This is a genomic window from Clostridium tanneri, from assembly GCF_033659955.1.
In the GTDB taxonomy this organism is placed as follows: domain Bacteria; phylum Bacillota; class Clostridia; order Clostridiales; family Clostridiaceae; genus Clostridium_AM; species Clostridium_AM tanneri.
Genome location: NZ_JARUJP010000007.1, coordinates 174299 through 191032, shown reverse-complemented (window position 1 = coordinate 191032; position 16734 = coordinate 174299). Strand labels below are relative to the sequence as shown.

General features: G+C 32.3%; 16 protein-coding genes. 14 read left to right on the top strand and 2 right to left on the bottom strand.

The features are described 5' to 3' along the window. The first annotated feature begins 357 nt into the window (after positions 1-357). The 3 genes from P8V03_RS08385 to P8V03_RS08375 all read left to right on the top strand — a co-directional run bounded on the left by P8V03_RS08385 (position 358) and on the right by P8V03_RS08375 (position 6084). Positions 358-1632: a hybrid sensor histidine kinase/response regulator gene (locus P8V03_RS08385; RefSeq protein ID WP_261671677.1), complete on the top strand. Its 1275-nt coding sequence runs from the start codon at positions 358-360 to the stop codon at positions 1630-1632. Between the two features lie 91 nt (positions 1633-1723). Beyond that, positions 1724-4915, top strand: coding sequence for a response regulator (locus P8V03_RS08380; protein WP_318797846.1), 3192 nt, complete (start codon positions 1724-1726; stop codon positions 4913-4915). A 20-nt stretch (positions 4916-4935) separates the two neighbouring features. After that, positions 4936-6084: a CheR family methyltransferase gene (locus P8V03_RS08375; protein ID WP_318797845.1), complete on the top strand. Its 1149-nt coding sequence runs from the start codon at positions 4936-4938 to the stop codon at positions 6082-6084. 115 nt (positions 6085-6199) lie between these two features. Here the strand turns inward: P8V03_RS08375 and P8V03_RS08370 are convergent, their stop codons facing one another. Beyond that, on the bottom strand, positions 6200-6631 hold the full coding sequence (locus P8V03_RS08370) for a ferritin-like domain-containing protein (protein WP_261671674.1): 432 nt from the start codon (positions 6629-6631) through the stop codon (positions 6200-6202). Positions 6632-6819: 188 nt separating this feature from the next. On the opposite strand from P8V03_RS08370, the gene P8V03_RS08365 reads away from it, so the two are divergent. The 10 genes from P8V03_RS08365 to hisE all read left to right on the top strand — a co-directional run bounded on the left by P8V03_RS08365 (position 6820) and on the right by hisE (position 14714). Beyond that, positions 6820-7998: an ATP phosphoribosyltransferase regulatory subunit gene (locus P8V03_RS08365; RefSeq protein WP_318797844.1), complete on the top strand. Its 1179-nt coding sequence runs from the start codon at positions 6820-6822 to the stop codon at positions 7996-7998. A gap of 46 nt (positions 7999-8044) precedes the next feature. Then, positions 8045-8698: an ATP phosphoribosyltransferase gene (gene hisG, locus P8V03_RS08360; RefSeq protein WP_318797843.1), complete on the top strand. Its 654-nt coding sequence runs from the start codon at positions 8045-8047 to the stop codon at positions 8696-8698. Positions 8699-8711: 13 nt separating this feature from the next. Beyond that, positions 8712-10022 carry a histidinol dehydrogenase gene (gene hisD, locus P8V03_RS08355; RefSeq protein ID WP_318797842.1) on the top strand — a complete coding sequence of 437 codons (1311 nt, stop codon included), beginning with the start codon at positions 8712-8714 and terminating at the stop codon, positions 10020-10022. Positions 10023-10060: 38 nt separating this feature from the next. Continuing rightward, positions 10061-11116, top strand: a complete 1056-nt coding sequence (hisC, locus tag P8V03_RS08350; RefSeq protein WP_318797841.1) for a histidinol-phosphate transaminase — start codon at positions 10061-10063, stop codon at positions 11114-11116. 38 nt (positions 11117-11154) lie between these two features. Further along, positions 11155-11748: an imidazoleglycerol-phosphate dehydratase HisB gene (gene hisB, locus P8V03_RS08345; protein ID WP_318797840.1), complete on the top strand. Its 594-nt coding sequence runs from the start codon at positions 11155-11157 to the stop codon at positions 11746-11748. A 47-nt stretch (positions 11749-11795) separates the two neighbouring features. Then, entirely contained in the window at positions 11796-12401 is a 606-nt protein-coding gene (gene hisH / locus P8V03_RS08340; protein WP_428978968.1) for an imidazole glycerol phosphate synthase subunit HisH, read from the top strand. An 18-nt stretch (positions 12402-12419) separates the two neighbouring features. After that, positions 12420-13136 (top strand): 1-(5-phosphoribosyl)-5-[(5-phosphoribosylamino)methylideneamino]imidazole-4-carboxamide isomerase, encoded by a 717-nt coding sequence (hisA, locus tag P8V03_RS08335; RefSeq protein WP_318797839.1) that lies wholly within the window; start codon positions 12420-12422, stop codon positions 13134-13136. A gap of 3 nt (positions 13137-13139) precedes the next feature. Beyond that, entirely contained in the window at positions 13140-13901 is a 762-nt protein-coding gene (hisF, locus tag P8V03_RS08330) for an imidazole glycerol phosphate synthase subunit HisF (RefSeq protein WP_261671666.1), read from the top strand. A 76-nt stretch (positions 13902-13977) separates the two neighbouring features. After that, positions 13978-14331: a phosphoribosyl-AMP cyclohydrolase gene (hisI, locus tag P8V03_RS08325; protein ID WP_318797838.1), complete on the top strand. Its 354-nt coding sequence runs from the start codon at positions 13978-13980 to the stop codon at positions 14329-14331. 47 nt (positions 14332-14378) lie between these two features. Then, positions 14379-14714 carry a phosphoribosyl-ATP diphosphatase gene (gene hisE / locus P8V03_RS08320; RefSeq protein WP_261671664.1) on the top strand — a complete coding sequence of 112 codons (336 nt, stop codon included), beginning with the start codon at positions 14379-14381 and terminating at the stop codon, positions 14712-14714. Positions 14715-14795: 81 nt separating this feature from the next. Here hisE and P8V03_RS08315 read toward each other — a convergent pair whose 3' ends face one another. Further along, positions 14796-15995 (bottom strand): nucleotidyl transferase AbiEii/AbiGii toxin family protein, encoded by a 1200-nt coding sequence (locus P8V03_RS08315; protein WP_318797837.1) that lies wholly within the window; start codon positions 15993-15995, stop codon positions 14796-14798. A gap of 160 nt (positions 15996-16155) precedes the next feature. On the opposite strand from P8V03_RS08315, the gene gloA2 reads away from it, so the two are divergent. Next, complete coding sequence (gene gloA2 / locus P8V03_RS08310; RefSeq protein WP_318797836.1) at positions 16156-16542, top strand: SMU1112c/YaeR family gloxylase I-like metalloprotein; 387 nt, start codon at positions 16156-16158, stop codon at positions 16540-16542. The last annotated feature ends 192 nt before the right edge of the window (positions 16543-16734 follow it).

The window sequence follows — 16734 nt, the reverse complement described above, 5'->3', positions numbered from 1 at the left end:
GGAAACTGGTTTAACTTCAAGAGAAGCAGTATATGCTGGTGGAGATGCTGTAACTGGAGCTGCTACAGTAATATTAGCTATGGGAGCTGGAAAGAAGGCTGCTAAGGCTATTGACGAGTTCTTAAGCCAAAAGTAGGTTATCTCAGGTAAATACTTAACTTATATAACAATATACCATTCTTTAGATACACTGCATTAGGGTAAAGCTTAATGTAGTGTTTTTTTATCTATAATTATAATAAGTCTGTATATTTATAAATTTACTAAATTTGACAAATCCCTGAAATAGGGTACAATTATATATGGGGAAGGTATATTAATATGCCTAATTATAGCCTATTGCGGAGGATTGTGGAATTGGAGAAGGATGCGTTATATAATATACTAATTGTTGATGATAATAGAAATAATTTGATATCACTAAGAGCTCTTATTGAAGAATATATTAATGCTAATGTAATAGAAGCAAACTGTGGACAAGAGGCCCTAAGGGAATTATTAAAACAGTCTATAGACTTAATAATTCTAGATGTACAAATGGAAGGAATGGATGGATTCGAATTAGCTACATTAATAAAACAGAGGAGGAAAACAGAAAGTATACCAATCGTATTTTTAACTGCTGCGTATACTAATGAGCAATTTAGAAAGCGAGGCTTTCAAGTTGGTGCTGTAGATTACTTGACCAAGCCTATTGATGAATATCAGCTAATCAATAGAATTAATATATACCTAAAAATGATTGAAAAAGAAAGAACTATGAATTTAGAATTAGAACAGAGAGTAAACGATCAAGTCAAGGAGTTAAAAAAAGCGAAAGAATTAGCAGAGCAGCTAAATGAGGCAAAAAGCACTTTTATTGCAAATATGTCTCACGAGCTTCGCACACCTCTTAATATTTTATTAAGTACAACCCAGTTAATTAACTTATATCTGAGGGAGGATAGGGCGCTAGATAGAGAAAAACTACAAAGTAAAATAAACTTGCAGGTACAAAATTGTTATCGATTACTAAGACTTGTAAATAACTTAATTGATATTACAAAAATAGATGCAGGATATTTTAATCTTAGGTTAAGCATGTGTAATATAATTGAAATTGTTGAGGAAATAACCATGTCAGTAGTTGAATATGTTGAAAACAAAGGAGCTAATCTAATTTTTGATACAGATATCGAAGAAAAAATTATTTGTTGTGATCTAGATGCTATTGAAAGAATTATGTTAAATCTGCTTTCTAATGCTATAAAATATACCCCTAAAGGAGGAAGTATATTTGTTAACGTAAAAGATTTAGGGGATAAGGTGATGATTTCAGTAAGAGATACAGGTATAGGTATCCCAGAGGATAAACTTAATATTATATTTCAAAGATTTAAACAAGTAGATAACCTCCTTACAAGGCAATGTGAAGGAAGTGGAATTGGTTTGAATTTGGTAAAGTCTTTAGTAGAAATGCATAATGGACAGATATATGTTGAAAGTGAGTATGGAAAGGGAAGTGAACTTATATTTGAACTACCTACAGATTTACAGGGGGAGCAGGAATCTATTCCTGATTTAAAACCGCTTATTACGGAAGAAAACGTTATGCAAAGAATACATGTTGAATTTTCAGATATATACTACTAAGCTTTTAAGAGCATATAGTTACTATTTTAGCTAGGAAATAAACAGCAGATACAAAGATACAAAGTTTAGCAAGGAGGCCTTCACTTTTACTATGAAATTCTTAGAAAATGTAAGTATACAGAAACGTCTAATCGGAGCTCTTGTAATCTGGATGATTATTCTTATTGGTTTTGGCACCTTAGCAATTATCAAGCTTCAGGAGCTTGCCTTGGTGACTCAAAAAATATACGATTATCCATTACAGTTATCAAATTCAGCAAAGGAAGTTAGAGTAGATATTATAAAAATACATAGAGAGATGAGAGACGTAATACTTTCTGAAAGCGAAACAGAAATACAAAGTCATATAGATGTTATAAATTCACTTGAAAATAGAGTTTATCAAGAAATGGATGTAATAAAAGATGCCAGTTCTTCTGGAGACGTTAAAAGCTTAGAAATGGATATCAGATCTTTATTAACAAAGTGGAAAAAAAGCAGACAAGATGTAATCAATCTTTCAATAAACGGGGAGAAAAGAGAGGCTTTAATTTTATCACAGGATAATAACAGTGATTTTGTAGGTAAAATAGAAGAAGAGCTAGATAAAATAGATAAGCTAGAAGGAATACTAGCCAGTGATCTAATAACAGATGCTCATAAAATTCAGAACTCACAAAAGTCTATACTTTTATTATCTTTATTAGTATTTGGACTTATAGCAGTTGCTTTTTTTACCCTAATAGCAAGAAGTATAATAGTACCTATTGCTCAGTTAAAGGCTGTAATGAAAGATAGTGTCACTACCGATGACCTACTGGAATGTAGCCTACAGGGGAAAAATGAGCTAGTAGATATGTCAGAAAACTTTAATGCTTTAATTTACAAGCTTAGAAGTCAGTTTTGGATAAAAGATGGGCAAAACAAATTAAGTCAGCAAACATCAGGTAACTACTCTTTAAAAGAACTTACTCAAAGGGTTATTAACTTTTTAGGTGAGTTTTTAGAAGCGGGAAATGGAGTTTTCTATTTATATAACGAGAAGGATAAAACCCTGAGATTAAATTCAGCTTTTGCTTTTACTGAAAGGAACATTTTATTTGAACATTATGCTATGGGACAGGGAATTGTGGGGCAGGTTGCATTGGAGAGAAAGCCTATTCTATTACGTAATATAAAAAGGCAGGATGCTTTAATAAGGACTGGTATAATTAGTGAGCCGCCTCTTAACTTATATGCCTTTCCATTAATTCACGAGGACAAGCTTTATGGTGTTATTGAGATTTCCTCTTTTCAACCTTTTACAGATGCAAAACAGGAGTTTTTAAAAGAAAGCAGCAGAATAATTGCCATTAATCTTTTTTCTGTAATTCAAAATGAAAAGATAAAGACTCTTCTAGAAGAATCAGAGGAAGCAAAGGGAAAAATTCAGATTACTGCAGAAGAATTGCAAAAGGCCAACACTATATTAGAGGAACAACAGATATTATTACAGCAGCAAACGGAAGAGTTACAAAAAACCAACGCTGAACTTGAAGAACAACAGCAATTGCTGCAGCAGCAAAGTGAGGAACTGCAGCAAACTAATAGTCAACTTGAAGAACAACAGCAAATGTTAGAGGAACAATCTAAGGTTCTAAATACTCAGAATAGAGAATTAGAAAGTTCTAGAGAGGAACTTATTAGTCGTTCAAATGAATTAGAAATAACTAATAAGTATAAGTCGGAGTTTTTGGCCAATATGTCTCATGAGCTTCGAACACCTTTAAATTCTATAATTTTGTTATCTAAATTATTAATAACAAATCAAGAAAGTAGGTTAAGTAAGGAATATATTGAAAAAATAAGTATTATACATAGTTCTGGAAATGAATTGCTAAGATTGATAAATGATATACTAGACCTTTCAAAAATTGAGGCTGGAAGAATGAATTTAAACATAACAAAATTTCATTCTAATGAACTTTTACAAAACCTAAAGAACCTCTTTGGCGAAGTAGCTGAAGAGAAGAATGTTCAGTTAATAATAAAGGATAGTGTTGATAAAGAATTAAAGGGTGATAGAGATAAGATTTCTCAAATACTTAGAAACTTATTATCTAATTCCTTAAAGTTTACTAACGAAGGATCTGTTAAATTAATAGTAGACCTAGATGAGTATAAAAAAGACATAGTAGTATTTTCAGTTATAGATACCGGTATTGGGATAAGATATGAGCAGATACAGATGATATTTGAAGAGTTTCAACAGGGAGATGGTTCTATATCCAGAAAATATGGCGGCACCGGTCTTGGGCTTTCCATATCAAAGAAATTAGCTGAATTCATGGGAGGCTGCATTGAAGTAAACAGCCAACTAGGAGTGGGAAGCGAATTTAAGCTGATTTTGCCAGGATTAATTGATATCTGTGCCACCAGAGAGGAAATTAAGGTTATTCCAGATGATTCTAGTGAAAATATAGGTGAAGGGCTGGAAGAGGAATCCGCAGGAAAGAGTGATAGACTTACTTTATTGCTTGAAAAAAATTTAGACTTTATAACTTCTGTGAAAAACATTAACCAAGGTCTAGGTTTCAATACTGTAGTTGCTGCTAATGTTGAAGAGGGAAACAGTATACTTAAAAAGTGTAAAGTAGATGGTATTATAGTGAATTTAGCATTATTGAGTAAAGAAGAGTTACAAAGGCTAAAAGCACTGAGGAATAGTAATAACAAAGAAATCCCTATTATTGCATATACAGATAAAGAGTTGGAAGTTGATGAAGAAAGGAAAGTAAAAAGGTATTTTGATAGTGTAATTTTGAAGACATTTAATTCTGACGAAAGATTGATAGATGAAATTACGTTGTTTTTACATAAGGTTAGAAAAAATAATAAAGAGAACGGATACCTAGTAAGTAGAACAGATAGAGAATATGCTTTGAATTTGAAAGGTAAAAAAATACTAATAGTAGATGATGATCCAAGAAATATTTTTGTTTTAGCATCTGCTTTAGAAGACTTTGAGGGAGAGGTGCTTGATGCTGAAAATGGAAAGATTGCAATAGAAAAGCTTAAGAAGAATAATGTGGATTTAATCTTAATGGATATTATGATGCCTGTTATGGATGGATACGAGGCTATAAAGACAATACGTAAAGATGAAAAATTAAAAGACATTCCTATAATTGCACTTACTGCAAAAAGTTTAAAGGAAGATAGAGCAAAGTGTATTGAAGTTGGAGCAGATGATTATATTTCAAAACCTGTAGACTATGATATTTTTATCCGTTTAGTAAAGGCTTGGATAAGCAAAAAACTTTAATGGTTAAGGAGGATAAGTGAATGGGGGTAAGTGTGGATAAGGTAATAAATGGAGTATGTATTACAGTAACCGGTGAGTTATGTGATGAAATTGAGATAGAAGAATTTTTTAATATACTAGATCAACAAATCACTACTGAAGCCCAAGTAACTTTTCTTGATGCCTCTACTTTAGAGGCGGCAATTATTGAAAAACTGGCAGATATTCAAAGTGCTAGAAAATTAGAAATTTCTGTTGTTAAGTCGTATCTGTATTCTTATATGTATAAGCTAGGAATTCGATGTAAGTATAATCCAATGAGAAATATGAGTTCGGGAATTATCTCTAAAAAGCTGCAAAGCGCTGAAGTAAAACTAGGGAGAGAAGAGGTTTTATATTTCCTTGAGAATATTAATAAAAAATATGGCTATGATTATACTGAGTATCAAGTTGACAGTATTATGAGAAGAATTAAAATATCAATGCTGAGAGCTAATACTGACGATTTTACCGGGTTTCAGAATTTAGTTTTAGAAAATGACAGTTATTTTGAACAGCTATTTTTAGATTTTTCTATAAATACCACAGAGTTTTTTAGGAATCCAGAAGTTTTTCAGGTAGTGAAAAATAAAGTACTTTTACACCTTAACTTTTATTCACATATTAGAATTTGGTGCATAGGTTGCTCTACAGGAAAAGAACCCTATTCCTTAGCTATTTTATTAGAAGAAGCAGGATTACTCCACAGAGTACAAATATATGCTACAGATATAAATCCATATGTTATAGAAGAAGCAAAAAATGGTATGTACTCCATGGATGATATAGAAGAAGGAATTCAAAACTATAGGAAAGCTGGTGGTGAAAATAGCTTTACCAGCTATTTTGAATTGAAGGGAAATTATATTAAAATTAAACAAGGGCTTAAGAAAAACATATTGTTTTTTCAACATAGTATTTTAGGAAATGGTATTATCAACGAATTTCATCTTATACTATGTAGAAATGTATTAATTTATTTTAATAACAGTCTTCAGAAAAAGGTATTAAGGTATCTAAGTGACTCCTTAGATAAAAATGGTTTTTTAGTTTTGGGAAAAAGTGGAGGAATACTTCAAAATGGTGGCTATAACTATTTTACCAAGTATGATGAAATAAATAAAATTTATAAAAAGAAAGAATTAGTTTAGAGCTTAGATGAAAGTATAAAAACAATGATAAAACATAAGTTAAGAGAGCTGAAAACTGGACATTTTAGCTCTCTTAAAATTACTTTAAAATCACGATTTAACTAGGCATAGTTTGTTATTTTAGCATACTGTACAGATATACAAATCTAGTTGCATGCTCCTGTTCATCAGTAATGATTTCAAAAAGCATATCTCTCATCTGGATAGTAGGAAGCATTGACTGAATTCTTCTATACAATTCAACAGCTCCCAATTCCCCGTTTATACTACTTTCAATTGCAGGAAGCAGACAGTCTATCTTTTCAATTTTAGGAACCGGTATGTCGCATTCTCTTCCGGTTAGCATATAGTAAATGTGTTTAAACATCATATAATGTTTTCCTTCATCCTTATAGGCGAATTCTATTTGTTTGCGAACCTTATCATTTTTAGCTAATTCCATCATTTTTTTATACTTTACTCTATCATGTCGTTCATCTTTCATGGCTTCAGTGATTAAGTCTAGTACATTTTTGTCTCTCCTATACATATCCATTCCGTTAAACAAAATATGTTCCTCCCTAAATATTGGTGTTGCTAGAAGCACTTAACTATATAATATGTGGCTAAAATAAATTTGGTTACTGAATATTTTACTATTGCAATTCTAGGAATAAACTGTTAAAATTACACTATGACAAATTAGTGCTTTATTATGATAAAATGATAAAGTGATAAAATGAGGAAGTGAATTTGATGCTAAGTTGGAAGAGATATATACCAGAAGGTACAAGAGATATGTTATTTGAGGAATGTAGTAGAAAAATTCAAGTAGAAAATATATTAAGGACGACCTATGTAAATAGCGGGTTTTTGGAAGTAATATCTCCAACACTGGAGTTTTATGATGTCTTTAGTGGAGAAACCTCTACTTTGGCTCAGGAGAAAATGTATAAGTTACTTGATAATCAAGGTAGAATATTAGTTTTAAGACCAGATATGACTACACCTATAGCCAGACTAGCAGCTACTAAACTAAAAGATGCACCTCATCCTTTAAAATTATGTTATACATCAAATATTTATAGAATGAATGAAAGTTTAAATGGTAAAAATAGTGAAATTACCCAGTCAGGGATTGAACTTATAGGGATAGACAATATTAAAGCAGATGTGGAAGTAATAATAACAGGAATATCTGCACTATTAAGCTGTGGACTTGATAATTTCAAAATAGAGCTAGGGCATGCTGAGTTTTTTAAGGCTATAGTAGAAGAAGCTAACTTTGAAGATGAAGTAAAGGAAAAGCTTAGAATACATATAGAAAACAAAAACTTTACGGCTCTTTCAGAATTTTTAGAAGAGAAAAAAGCTGATATAGATGAAAAAACAGTATTTATTCTAAAAGAGCTTCCTAAGCTTTTTGGAAACATTGAAATATTAGATAAAGCCTCAGAACTAACAGTTAACTCTAGAGCTTTAGATGCATTAGAAACTATAAGAAATGTTTATAAAGTAATTGAGGATGCAGAACTTTCAGGGTATTTATCTGTAGATTTAGGGATGGTTCAGGACTTAAATTATTATACCGGAATAGTTTTTAGAGGCTATGCACCAGGAGTTGGTGGAAATATATTAAGTGGAGGAAGATATGATAAATTGATATATCAGTTTGGAGAAGAACAGGCGGCTACAGGGCTTGCCATTGATGTAGATAGTATTTTGACAGCTCTGCAGAATAGTGATAGTAAAGAATCAGTTAAAGAGAAGATTTTAATTTACTATAAAGAGGGGCAATTTAGAGAGGCATATAGAAAAGCGATAGAACTTAGAAGAAGCGGCATTATTACTGAACTTAATCTAACAAATTCATATGAGGAAGCTGTTAAATATGCACAGATGAAGGGACTAAATAAAATTGTGAAAATTATATAAGTGAAAGACAAAACTTTATCAAATTAGGAACATTGGAGGCTTTAATATGGAGAATAAACAAACTGTCAGAATAGCTTTAACTAAAGGGAGAATTGAACAAGGGGCTATAGACATTTTTAAGGCTGCTGATATAGACTGCAGTGAGCTTTTAAATAAAGGCAGAAAACTAATATTTGAGAACAAGTGCAGCAATATAGAATTTGTTCTTGTAAAAGCAGCAGATGTTATAACTTATGTGGAACACGGAGTTGTTGATATAGGTATAGTTGGAAAAGATACATTAATGGAATATAATAAAAGCTTTTATGAAGTTCTAGACTTAAAATTTGGGTGTTGTAAGTTTGCGGTAGCAGGTCCTAAAAACTCTAATTTTTATGAAGGCTACAATAGGAAGAAAATTGCTACTAAATATCCTAATGTAGCAAGAAATTATTTTAGAACCATTGGTCAAGATGTTGAAATAATTAAAATAGAAGGTTCTGTAGAGTTAGGTCCTATTCTAGGACTAGCTGATGCTATAGTAGACATAGTAGAAACAGGAAATACATTAAAGGAAAATGGTTTGGTAATTTATGAGGATATATGTAGTATAAGTGCAAGAATGATAGTAAATATAGCTAGTATAAAGATGAAGAAAGAAGAAATAGGAGAAATTATGTTAAAGGTTCAAAGGGAAGTTAGCAAAAGGGAAGCAGTGTAGTCGGAGGTAAGTTATGGAGAATGAAATTATAAGTTTAATATATAAAGATACAGATGAAGGGATTAAATATTTGAGTGCTCTTAGAGATAGGGAAGAGAGCGTTCAAAGAGAAGTGATTGTTAGAGTTGAAGAAATATTAAAAGGCATAAAAGATGAGGGAGATGATGCCTTAATAAAATATACTAATATACTTGATAGTGACAAAGTAAACAAAGAAAATATTTGTGTAACTAAAGAGGAACTAGAGGAAGCTTATAAGCAGGTTGAGGGAGAGTTTTTAGAGGCTATTAAGCTAGCAGCTAAAAATATAAGATTTTTCCATGAAAAACAGAAGAAAAATTCCTGGATGGTGACAAAGGAAGATGGCGTTATCTTAGGTCAAAATATTAGGGCTCTAGAAAATGTAGGGATTTATGTTCCGGGCGGCACAGCAGCATACCCATCATCAGTGCTTATGAATGCTATTCCAGCAGAGGTAGCAGGAGTTGATAACATAATAATGGTAACACCTCCTCTAAAAGATGGCAGCATTAATCCAAATATATTAGTGGCAGCAGATATAGCTGGAGTAGACAAAATTTATAAAGCTGGAGGTGCACAGGCAATTGGAGCACTAGCCTTTGGAACAGAAAGTATAGAAAAAGTAGATAAAGTAGTTGGTCCAGGAAACATGTACGTTGCCATGGCAAAGAAAAGTGTATATGGATACGTTGATATAGATATGATAGCTGGTCCAAGTGAAATTATGGTTATAGCAGATGACAGTGGAAAGGCAGAGTATATAGCTGCAGATTTGATGTCTCAGGCAGAACATGATAGATTAGCTTCAGCAGTTTTGGTTACCACCTCCCAAAAGTTGGCAGAAAAGGTTAGGAAGGAATTAGAGAGACAGGTAAAAAGCTTAAGTCGTAAAGATATAATAGTAGACTCTCTTCAAAATTATGGGGTAATTATTGTAGTAGACAGTCTACAAGAGGCAATAGATATGGCTAATAAAATAGCACCAGAGCACCTTGAACTTTGTATCAAGGAGCCATTTAGAGCACTTGGAGATATTAAAAATGCTGGCTCAATTTTTTTAGGGGATTATGCACCGGAACCTTTGGGAGACTATTTAGCAGGGCCTAACCATGTATTGCCAACTAGTGGAACTGCAAGATTTTTTTCTCCGCTTTCAGTAGATGATTTTGTTAAAAAATCTAGCTTTATTCATTACTCTAAAGAAGCTCTTTTAGAAGTTGGAGGGAAAGTGGTAAAGCTTGCGGAAACTGAGGGATTAACAGCTCATGCTAATTCAATCAGTATAAGAATGAAAAGTAAATAGAACTCTGATTATGTTCTTATTGTGAAAGGATGGGGGCTATGATAGAAGAATTATTTAAGGAAAATTTAAAAGTGTTTAAGGCATATGAAGTTCCGAAACTTGAGTATAAGGTGAAGCTAGATGCTAATGAAAGTTTTCTGGCCTTGGATGAAGAAATTCTTGAAACAATAGCAAGTAGACTAAAGAAAATTACCATCAATAGATATCCGGATGCAGAGTCCCAGACAGTTTGTCAATTATATGGACAATATTCTGGAATAAGTCCTAAAAATATAATTGCTGGAAATGGTTCTGATGAATTAATACAAATGATTGTAGGAACTTTTGTAGATAAAAATGAAAAAATAATGACCCTAAATCCAGACTTTTCAATGTATAAAAGTTATGTGGAATTAGCCGGTGGTAAGGCGCTACATTTTGAACTAGATGAGGAGTTTAATTTAGATGTAGAATCACTTGTAGAAAAAGTTAATGAAGAAAAGGTAAAGATACTATTTATATCAAATCCCAATAATCCCATAGGAAGGGTTATAGAAAGAAGAGAAATAATAAAAATAATAAAAAGTTGCAATTGCATAGTAGTGATAGATGAAGCTTACTTTGAATTTTACGGGGAGTCGGTAGTGGACGAAGTTCAAGACTATGAAAATTTGATAGTTCTAAGAACTTGCTCAAAGGCTATAGCAGTGGCAGGTATACGATTAGGATTTTTAATAACAAATGATCTTCTTTTAAACGAGATTAAGAAAGTTAAGCCTCCTTTTAACGTAAACTCTGTTACTCAGTTGATAGGTGAAGTAGTTTTAGAAAATACAGCTAACATAAAAGAAGCCATAGAAAAAATAGTAAAAGAGAGAAGTTTCCTTTTGGAACAATTAGCCTCTATAGAGAAGATAAAAATATATCCGACCTTTGCTAATTTTATATTAATTCAGTCTGAGAATATAGATAGGATTTACAATGGTCTTTTTGAAAAGGGAATAATAGTGAGAAAGTTTAAGGATGAGAGATTAAAAAGATGTCTAAGAATAACTGTTGGAAGCAGGAAAGAGAATCAGATATTATTAGACTGTCTCAAAGGTATAGAACTTTAACAGTGATTTTAGTAAAGATGAAAGGTGAATAGAAAGATATGAGTAGTATTAGAAAGACAGAAATTTTTAGGATAACTAGTGAAACTGATGTGGCTGTAGAAGTGAACTTAGATGGAGAAGGAATTTATAATGTGGATACAGGAATAGGCTTTTTTGATCATATGCTTTCTCTTATTTCAAAACACAGCATAATTGATTTAAATATAAAGGCCAAAGGTGACCTGTATGTTGATGGACATCATACTGTAGAAGATGTGGGAATAACTCTTGGTAAGTGTATACAAAAGGCTTTAGGAGATAAAAGCGGTATAAAAAGATATGGCACAGCCTTTGTGCCTATGGATGAAGCTCTAGCTGTAGTTTCTATGGATATAAGCGGAAGGCCTTTTTTGGTATTTGACGGCAAGTTTAATTCAGAAAAGGTTGGAAAAATGGATTCGGAGCTAGTTGAAGAATTTTTTAGAGCATTTGCTGTTAACAGTGGAATCACTCTCCATATAAAGGTGCTCTATGGCAAAAATACTCATCATATGATAGAGGGAATTTTTAAGGCCTTTGGAAGGGCTTTAAGAGAAGCAATAAGTAAGGATGATAGAATAAAGGGAGTGATGTCAACAAAGGGAAGTTTATAATTTCGTTGTACTTATGTAGAAATGTTTTTGTGCTGGAGGTGAAAGTAGTGATTTCTATTATAGATTATGGTATGGGAAATTTAAGAAGTGTTGAAAAAGCTTTAGAGTACATTGGAGAACAAGTTGTTATAACTTCAGATAGAGAAGAAATAGAAAAAAGCACTGGAATAATATTACCAGGAGTAGGGGCTTTTCCAGATGCTATAGAGAACTTAAAAAGTAGAGAATTAGATATGGTTTTAAGGACAGCAGTAGATAAAAATAAACCGATGTTAGGCATATGTCTCGGCATGCAGCTTTTATTTGAAGAAAGTGAAGAAGTTAGCTTGAACAAAGGCTTAGGTTTTTTAAAAGGCACAGTTAGAAGGCTTTATGGTGGTATAAAAATACCTCACATGGGCTGGAATAGTTTAAAGGTAGAAAGAAATTGTCCTATTTTAGAAGACATAGAGGAAGGAAGCTATGCATATTTTGTTCACTCCTTCTATGCAGATGTTGAAAATAAAGAAAACCTTGATGCTATAAGTTTTTACGGAATCGATATTCCTGCGGTGGTAAGCAGCGGCAATTTATTTGGAGTTCAGTTTCACCCTGAAAAGAGCGGGGATATTGGGATCCAAATGCTAAAGAATTTTGTAAAACTTACAAAATAGATTCGGGAGGTAAGTACAGTGATAATATTTCCTGCTATAGATTTGAAAGAAGGTAAATGTGTAAGGCTTTACCAGGGCGAAATGTCTTCTTCAGAGATTGTTGGTGAAGACGCAGTAAAAACAGCGTTAAGTTTTAAAAATTCAGGAGCTGAATACCTACATATGGTAGATTTAGATGGTGCGGTGAAGGGATCACTTCAGAATATGGATGTAGTTTTGCAGGTAGTAAAGGAAGTTAAAATACCGGTGGAACTAGGTGGAGGTATAAGAGATTTGCAGACTATTGATACAATTATAGACAAGGGTATCAGTAGAGTTATACTGGGAACTGAAGCTCTAAGCAATCCCGAGATGGTAAAGGAAGCTGTGAAAAAATATAACAAAAAGATAGCAATAGGAATAGATGCTAAAAATGAGTTAGTAGCAGTAGATGGCTGGCTAAATGTAAGTAAGGTGAAATATATAGATTTTGCTAAAAAAATAGAGGATATAGGAGTACAAACTATTATATATACAGATATAAGCAGAGATGGAACTTTGACAGGACCTAATTTGGAGCAGCTTTCAAGAATAAACTCCGCGGTCTCCTGTAACATAATAGCTTCTGGTGGGGTAAAAAACATTGAGAGTATTAAAGAACTTAAAGAAATAGGGGTATATGGTGCAATAGTTGGAAAGGCTATTTATTCACATAACATTAATCTGGAAGAGGCAATATCTGTTGGGAGGGAGTAAGATATGCTTGGTAAAAGAATAATTCCCTGTTTGGATGTAAATATGGGGAGAGTAGTAAAAGGTATAAACTTTGTTAAACTTAGAGATGTTGGCAATCCAGTAGAAATAGCAGAATTCTACAATAAAGAAGGCGCTGATGAATTAGTTTTTCTGGATATAACTGCCACTCACCAAGGTAGAAAAACTATGATAGAGGTGGTAGAGAGAACTGCAGAAAAGGTATTTATACCTCTTACTGTTGGTGGAGGTATAGGCAGCATAGAGGATTTTAAAAGTATATTGAGAGCAGGTGCTGATAAAATTTCTGTTAATTCAGCAGCTATAAGAACGCCGCACCTTATTAGCAGGGCCGCAGATAAATTTGGAAGTCAGTGCGTTGTAGTCGCAATTGATGGAAAGATGAGAGAAGATAAATCAGGGTGGAATGTAGTTATAAACGGTGGCAGAATAGATACAGGTTTGGATGCAGTAGAATGGGCGAAAGAAGCAGAAAGACTAGGTGCAGGAGAAATACTTTTAACTAGCATGGATGCTGATGGAACAAAGGCTGGATATGACATAGCTCTTACTAAAGCTATAACTGATAGCTTAAATATTCCAGTAATAGCTTCCGGGGGCTGTGGAAAGTTAGAACATTTCTATGATGTGTTTGCAGAATCTGGGGCAGATGCAGCGTTAGCAGCGTCACTCTTTCATTATAGAGAATTAACTATAGGTAAAGTTAAGGAATACTTAAGAGGTAAGGGGCTAGAGGTTAGAATATAAATTCTATAAACTTTAGGTGGATTATAGACTGATTTTTGAGGTGGAAAGTAAAAACTTGCTAAAGAAGGTAATTTTAATGGAAAGTTTACAGTTAAGTAATATAAGTAATAATAATCTCAAAGAGGTAGATTTTAATAAGGGGTTGATCCCGGTTATTATACAAGATTACGAAAGCAAAGAAGTGCTTATGCTAGCATACATGAATAAAGAATCCCTAAATAGAACTTTGGAAACAGGAACTACATGGTTTTGGAGTAGATCAAGAAATAAATATTGGAATAAAGGGGCTACTTCAGGGCATTTTCAACATGTAAAGAGTATAAGTATAGATTGTGATGGAGACACCTTGCTTATAAAAGTAGAACAGGTAGGTGCTGCTTGTCATACAGGAAGCAGAACTTGTTTTTATAGAGAAATTATTACAGAGTAAAACTTTGGGAGGTTACTTGATTTTAAATTAATAAGGGAGGGGTTAAGATGGAGTTAAAGAGTATCGTAGAGCAACTTTATGGAATAATAGAAGAAAGAAGAGAAAACCCAATAGAGGGCTCCTATACTAGTTACTTATTTAAAGAAGGCTTAGATAAAATATTAAAAAAGATAGGAGAAGAGAGTTCCGAAATAATAATAGGAGCTAAGAATAATAGTAAGGACGAAGTGGTATATGAAACCTGTGATTTAGTTTACCACTTATTGGTACTGATGGTTCAACAGGGAATTGATATTAATGACTTAGTAAAAGAGCTAGAAAAAAGAAGATTAAAAATATGCAATAAAAAACCAGAAAGAAAAACAGTAGAGGGTATACACTAAAGGAAAATTAAGTTTTTAAAAGCACTAATCTTTTTAGGATAAAGTGCTTTTTCCTCTTGTTAACATATACGGAATATTTGCTTACAAGGTACTAGGTTTCATATTACTTAAAATATAGTCTAAACATATAAGTCTTAATGGATGTCCTGTACCTTCTAAGTTTAGTAAAGAATCTTTTGAACTAATCCGAGCCTTAAGTGCCCTTTTAAAGTGGCGTCTTTCTTTTTTGCCTAAGGATTTATAATATTCATACTCTTCGATGACGATATTTATTGCCTCTAATTTGTAGTAATTTTCTTCAATAATATAGGTTTTTAAAGCAAACACCCATATGTAAAGGAACAATGCCATTATACTCCACATATCTGTTCCTAAAATTTGTCTATTTTGCTCAGGCATTGAAGCTTCTTGAAATCTAAGAATCTGAACAGGCAATTCTGAGTGATTTTTCACTAGACTAAAAGTAGCAATATCATAAGTATTGTATAAGATATCATCTAAAAATGTTTTAATGCTAATAGGATAAGCGTTTTTCATTTTTATTTCCTGTTCCAGGCTTTCCTTAATTCTTTCAGATATTATTATAAAACTCTCTAAGTCGTTATTAGAATTTATTAGGCAGTATAAATCATATATATTCTTATAAATTCTATCTAATTGAGTTTTTTCAAGACCAGAGAGATTAGGTGCTAAAGTGAGAAATTTATCACTAATAGTAGAATATTTATCAATAACAATAGGCTTATATGAGAGTTCAAGTCCTAAAGCTTTACATTTAGAAAGTCTTACAGTATGAAGTTCTTTCAAATCTAAAAACAAAAAGTCTATTTTAAGCCCTGGATATCGTTGTCTTTTCCAAGAGTTAAATACAAAAGGTATATGGAATATAAAAGTCATCATAGGTATGGTCCTACCATGGATTTGTACTTCTCTAGGTATATATTCTTTATAACTGCAGTGAATGCCGCCTTTATTAAAATCCTCTTTAATTGAACGGATTATTCTCTCTAATTCTTTTCTTGATAAATCCGTTGCACAATCTATATCAGCTGTTAATCTTTGGAGTTCCAGAGGAAGATGTAGTTGTGTAGCTGCTCCACCCTTTAAGACACATCTATTTTTTGCTCTCCTCTGTATTTGAGAGTGCAGTTCATATATCCAAATTTGATCTTCTAAGGTGTATTTATTTATTATACCAAGCTGCTTAGAGGCAGACTTAATATATCCTTTTGTAAAGTTAACAGATGGATGACAGAGCATATTCTGTTTTTTCCCCGCCAAAACCTTCACCTCTCCATCATAATTTAGTTTTAGAAAAACTATATTTATATAATTATTATTACAAATTGATTAAATTATATCATAATTGTGCATTGAAAATAATGTTATAATTAGTGAAAGTAGTTATTAAGTTTTAATGGAAAGGGAAAGATGGGAAGTTATGAAGTTAAATAAAATTCATCATGTTGCTATTATCTGTTCTGATTACCAGAAATCTAAAGATTTTTATGTTAATATATTAGGATTAAAGATTATAAGTGAAACTTATCGGGAGGAAAGAAAATCTTATAAACTAAATCTTTTAATTGGAAAAGAGGAAGAAATAGAGTTGTTTTCATTTCCCAATCCACCTAAAAGACCGAGCTATCCTGAGGCAAGAGGCTTGAGACATCTAGCCTTTGAAGTTGATGACATTGAGATTATAGTAAAGGAATTAAATTCAAAGGAGATAGACACTGAACCCATTAGGAAGGATGAAATTACCGGTAAAAGATTTACATTTTTTAATGACCCTGATAACTTGCCAATAGAATTGTATGAAAAGTAACTAAACTCTAGAACATATTAAGGTATACACTTAAATATAAGTTCTTTAACTTTATTATGGTTTATGTTTCCAAAAGGGTGCTCATGGCACCCTTTTTATTAGTTAGCATATTTTAAATTATAATTTGTGTAGTAGAGTTAAAAGATATTTTTAAGAAATAATTAAGATTTTGCATATCAATTAATTAAGATG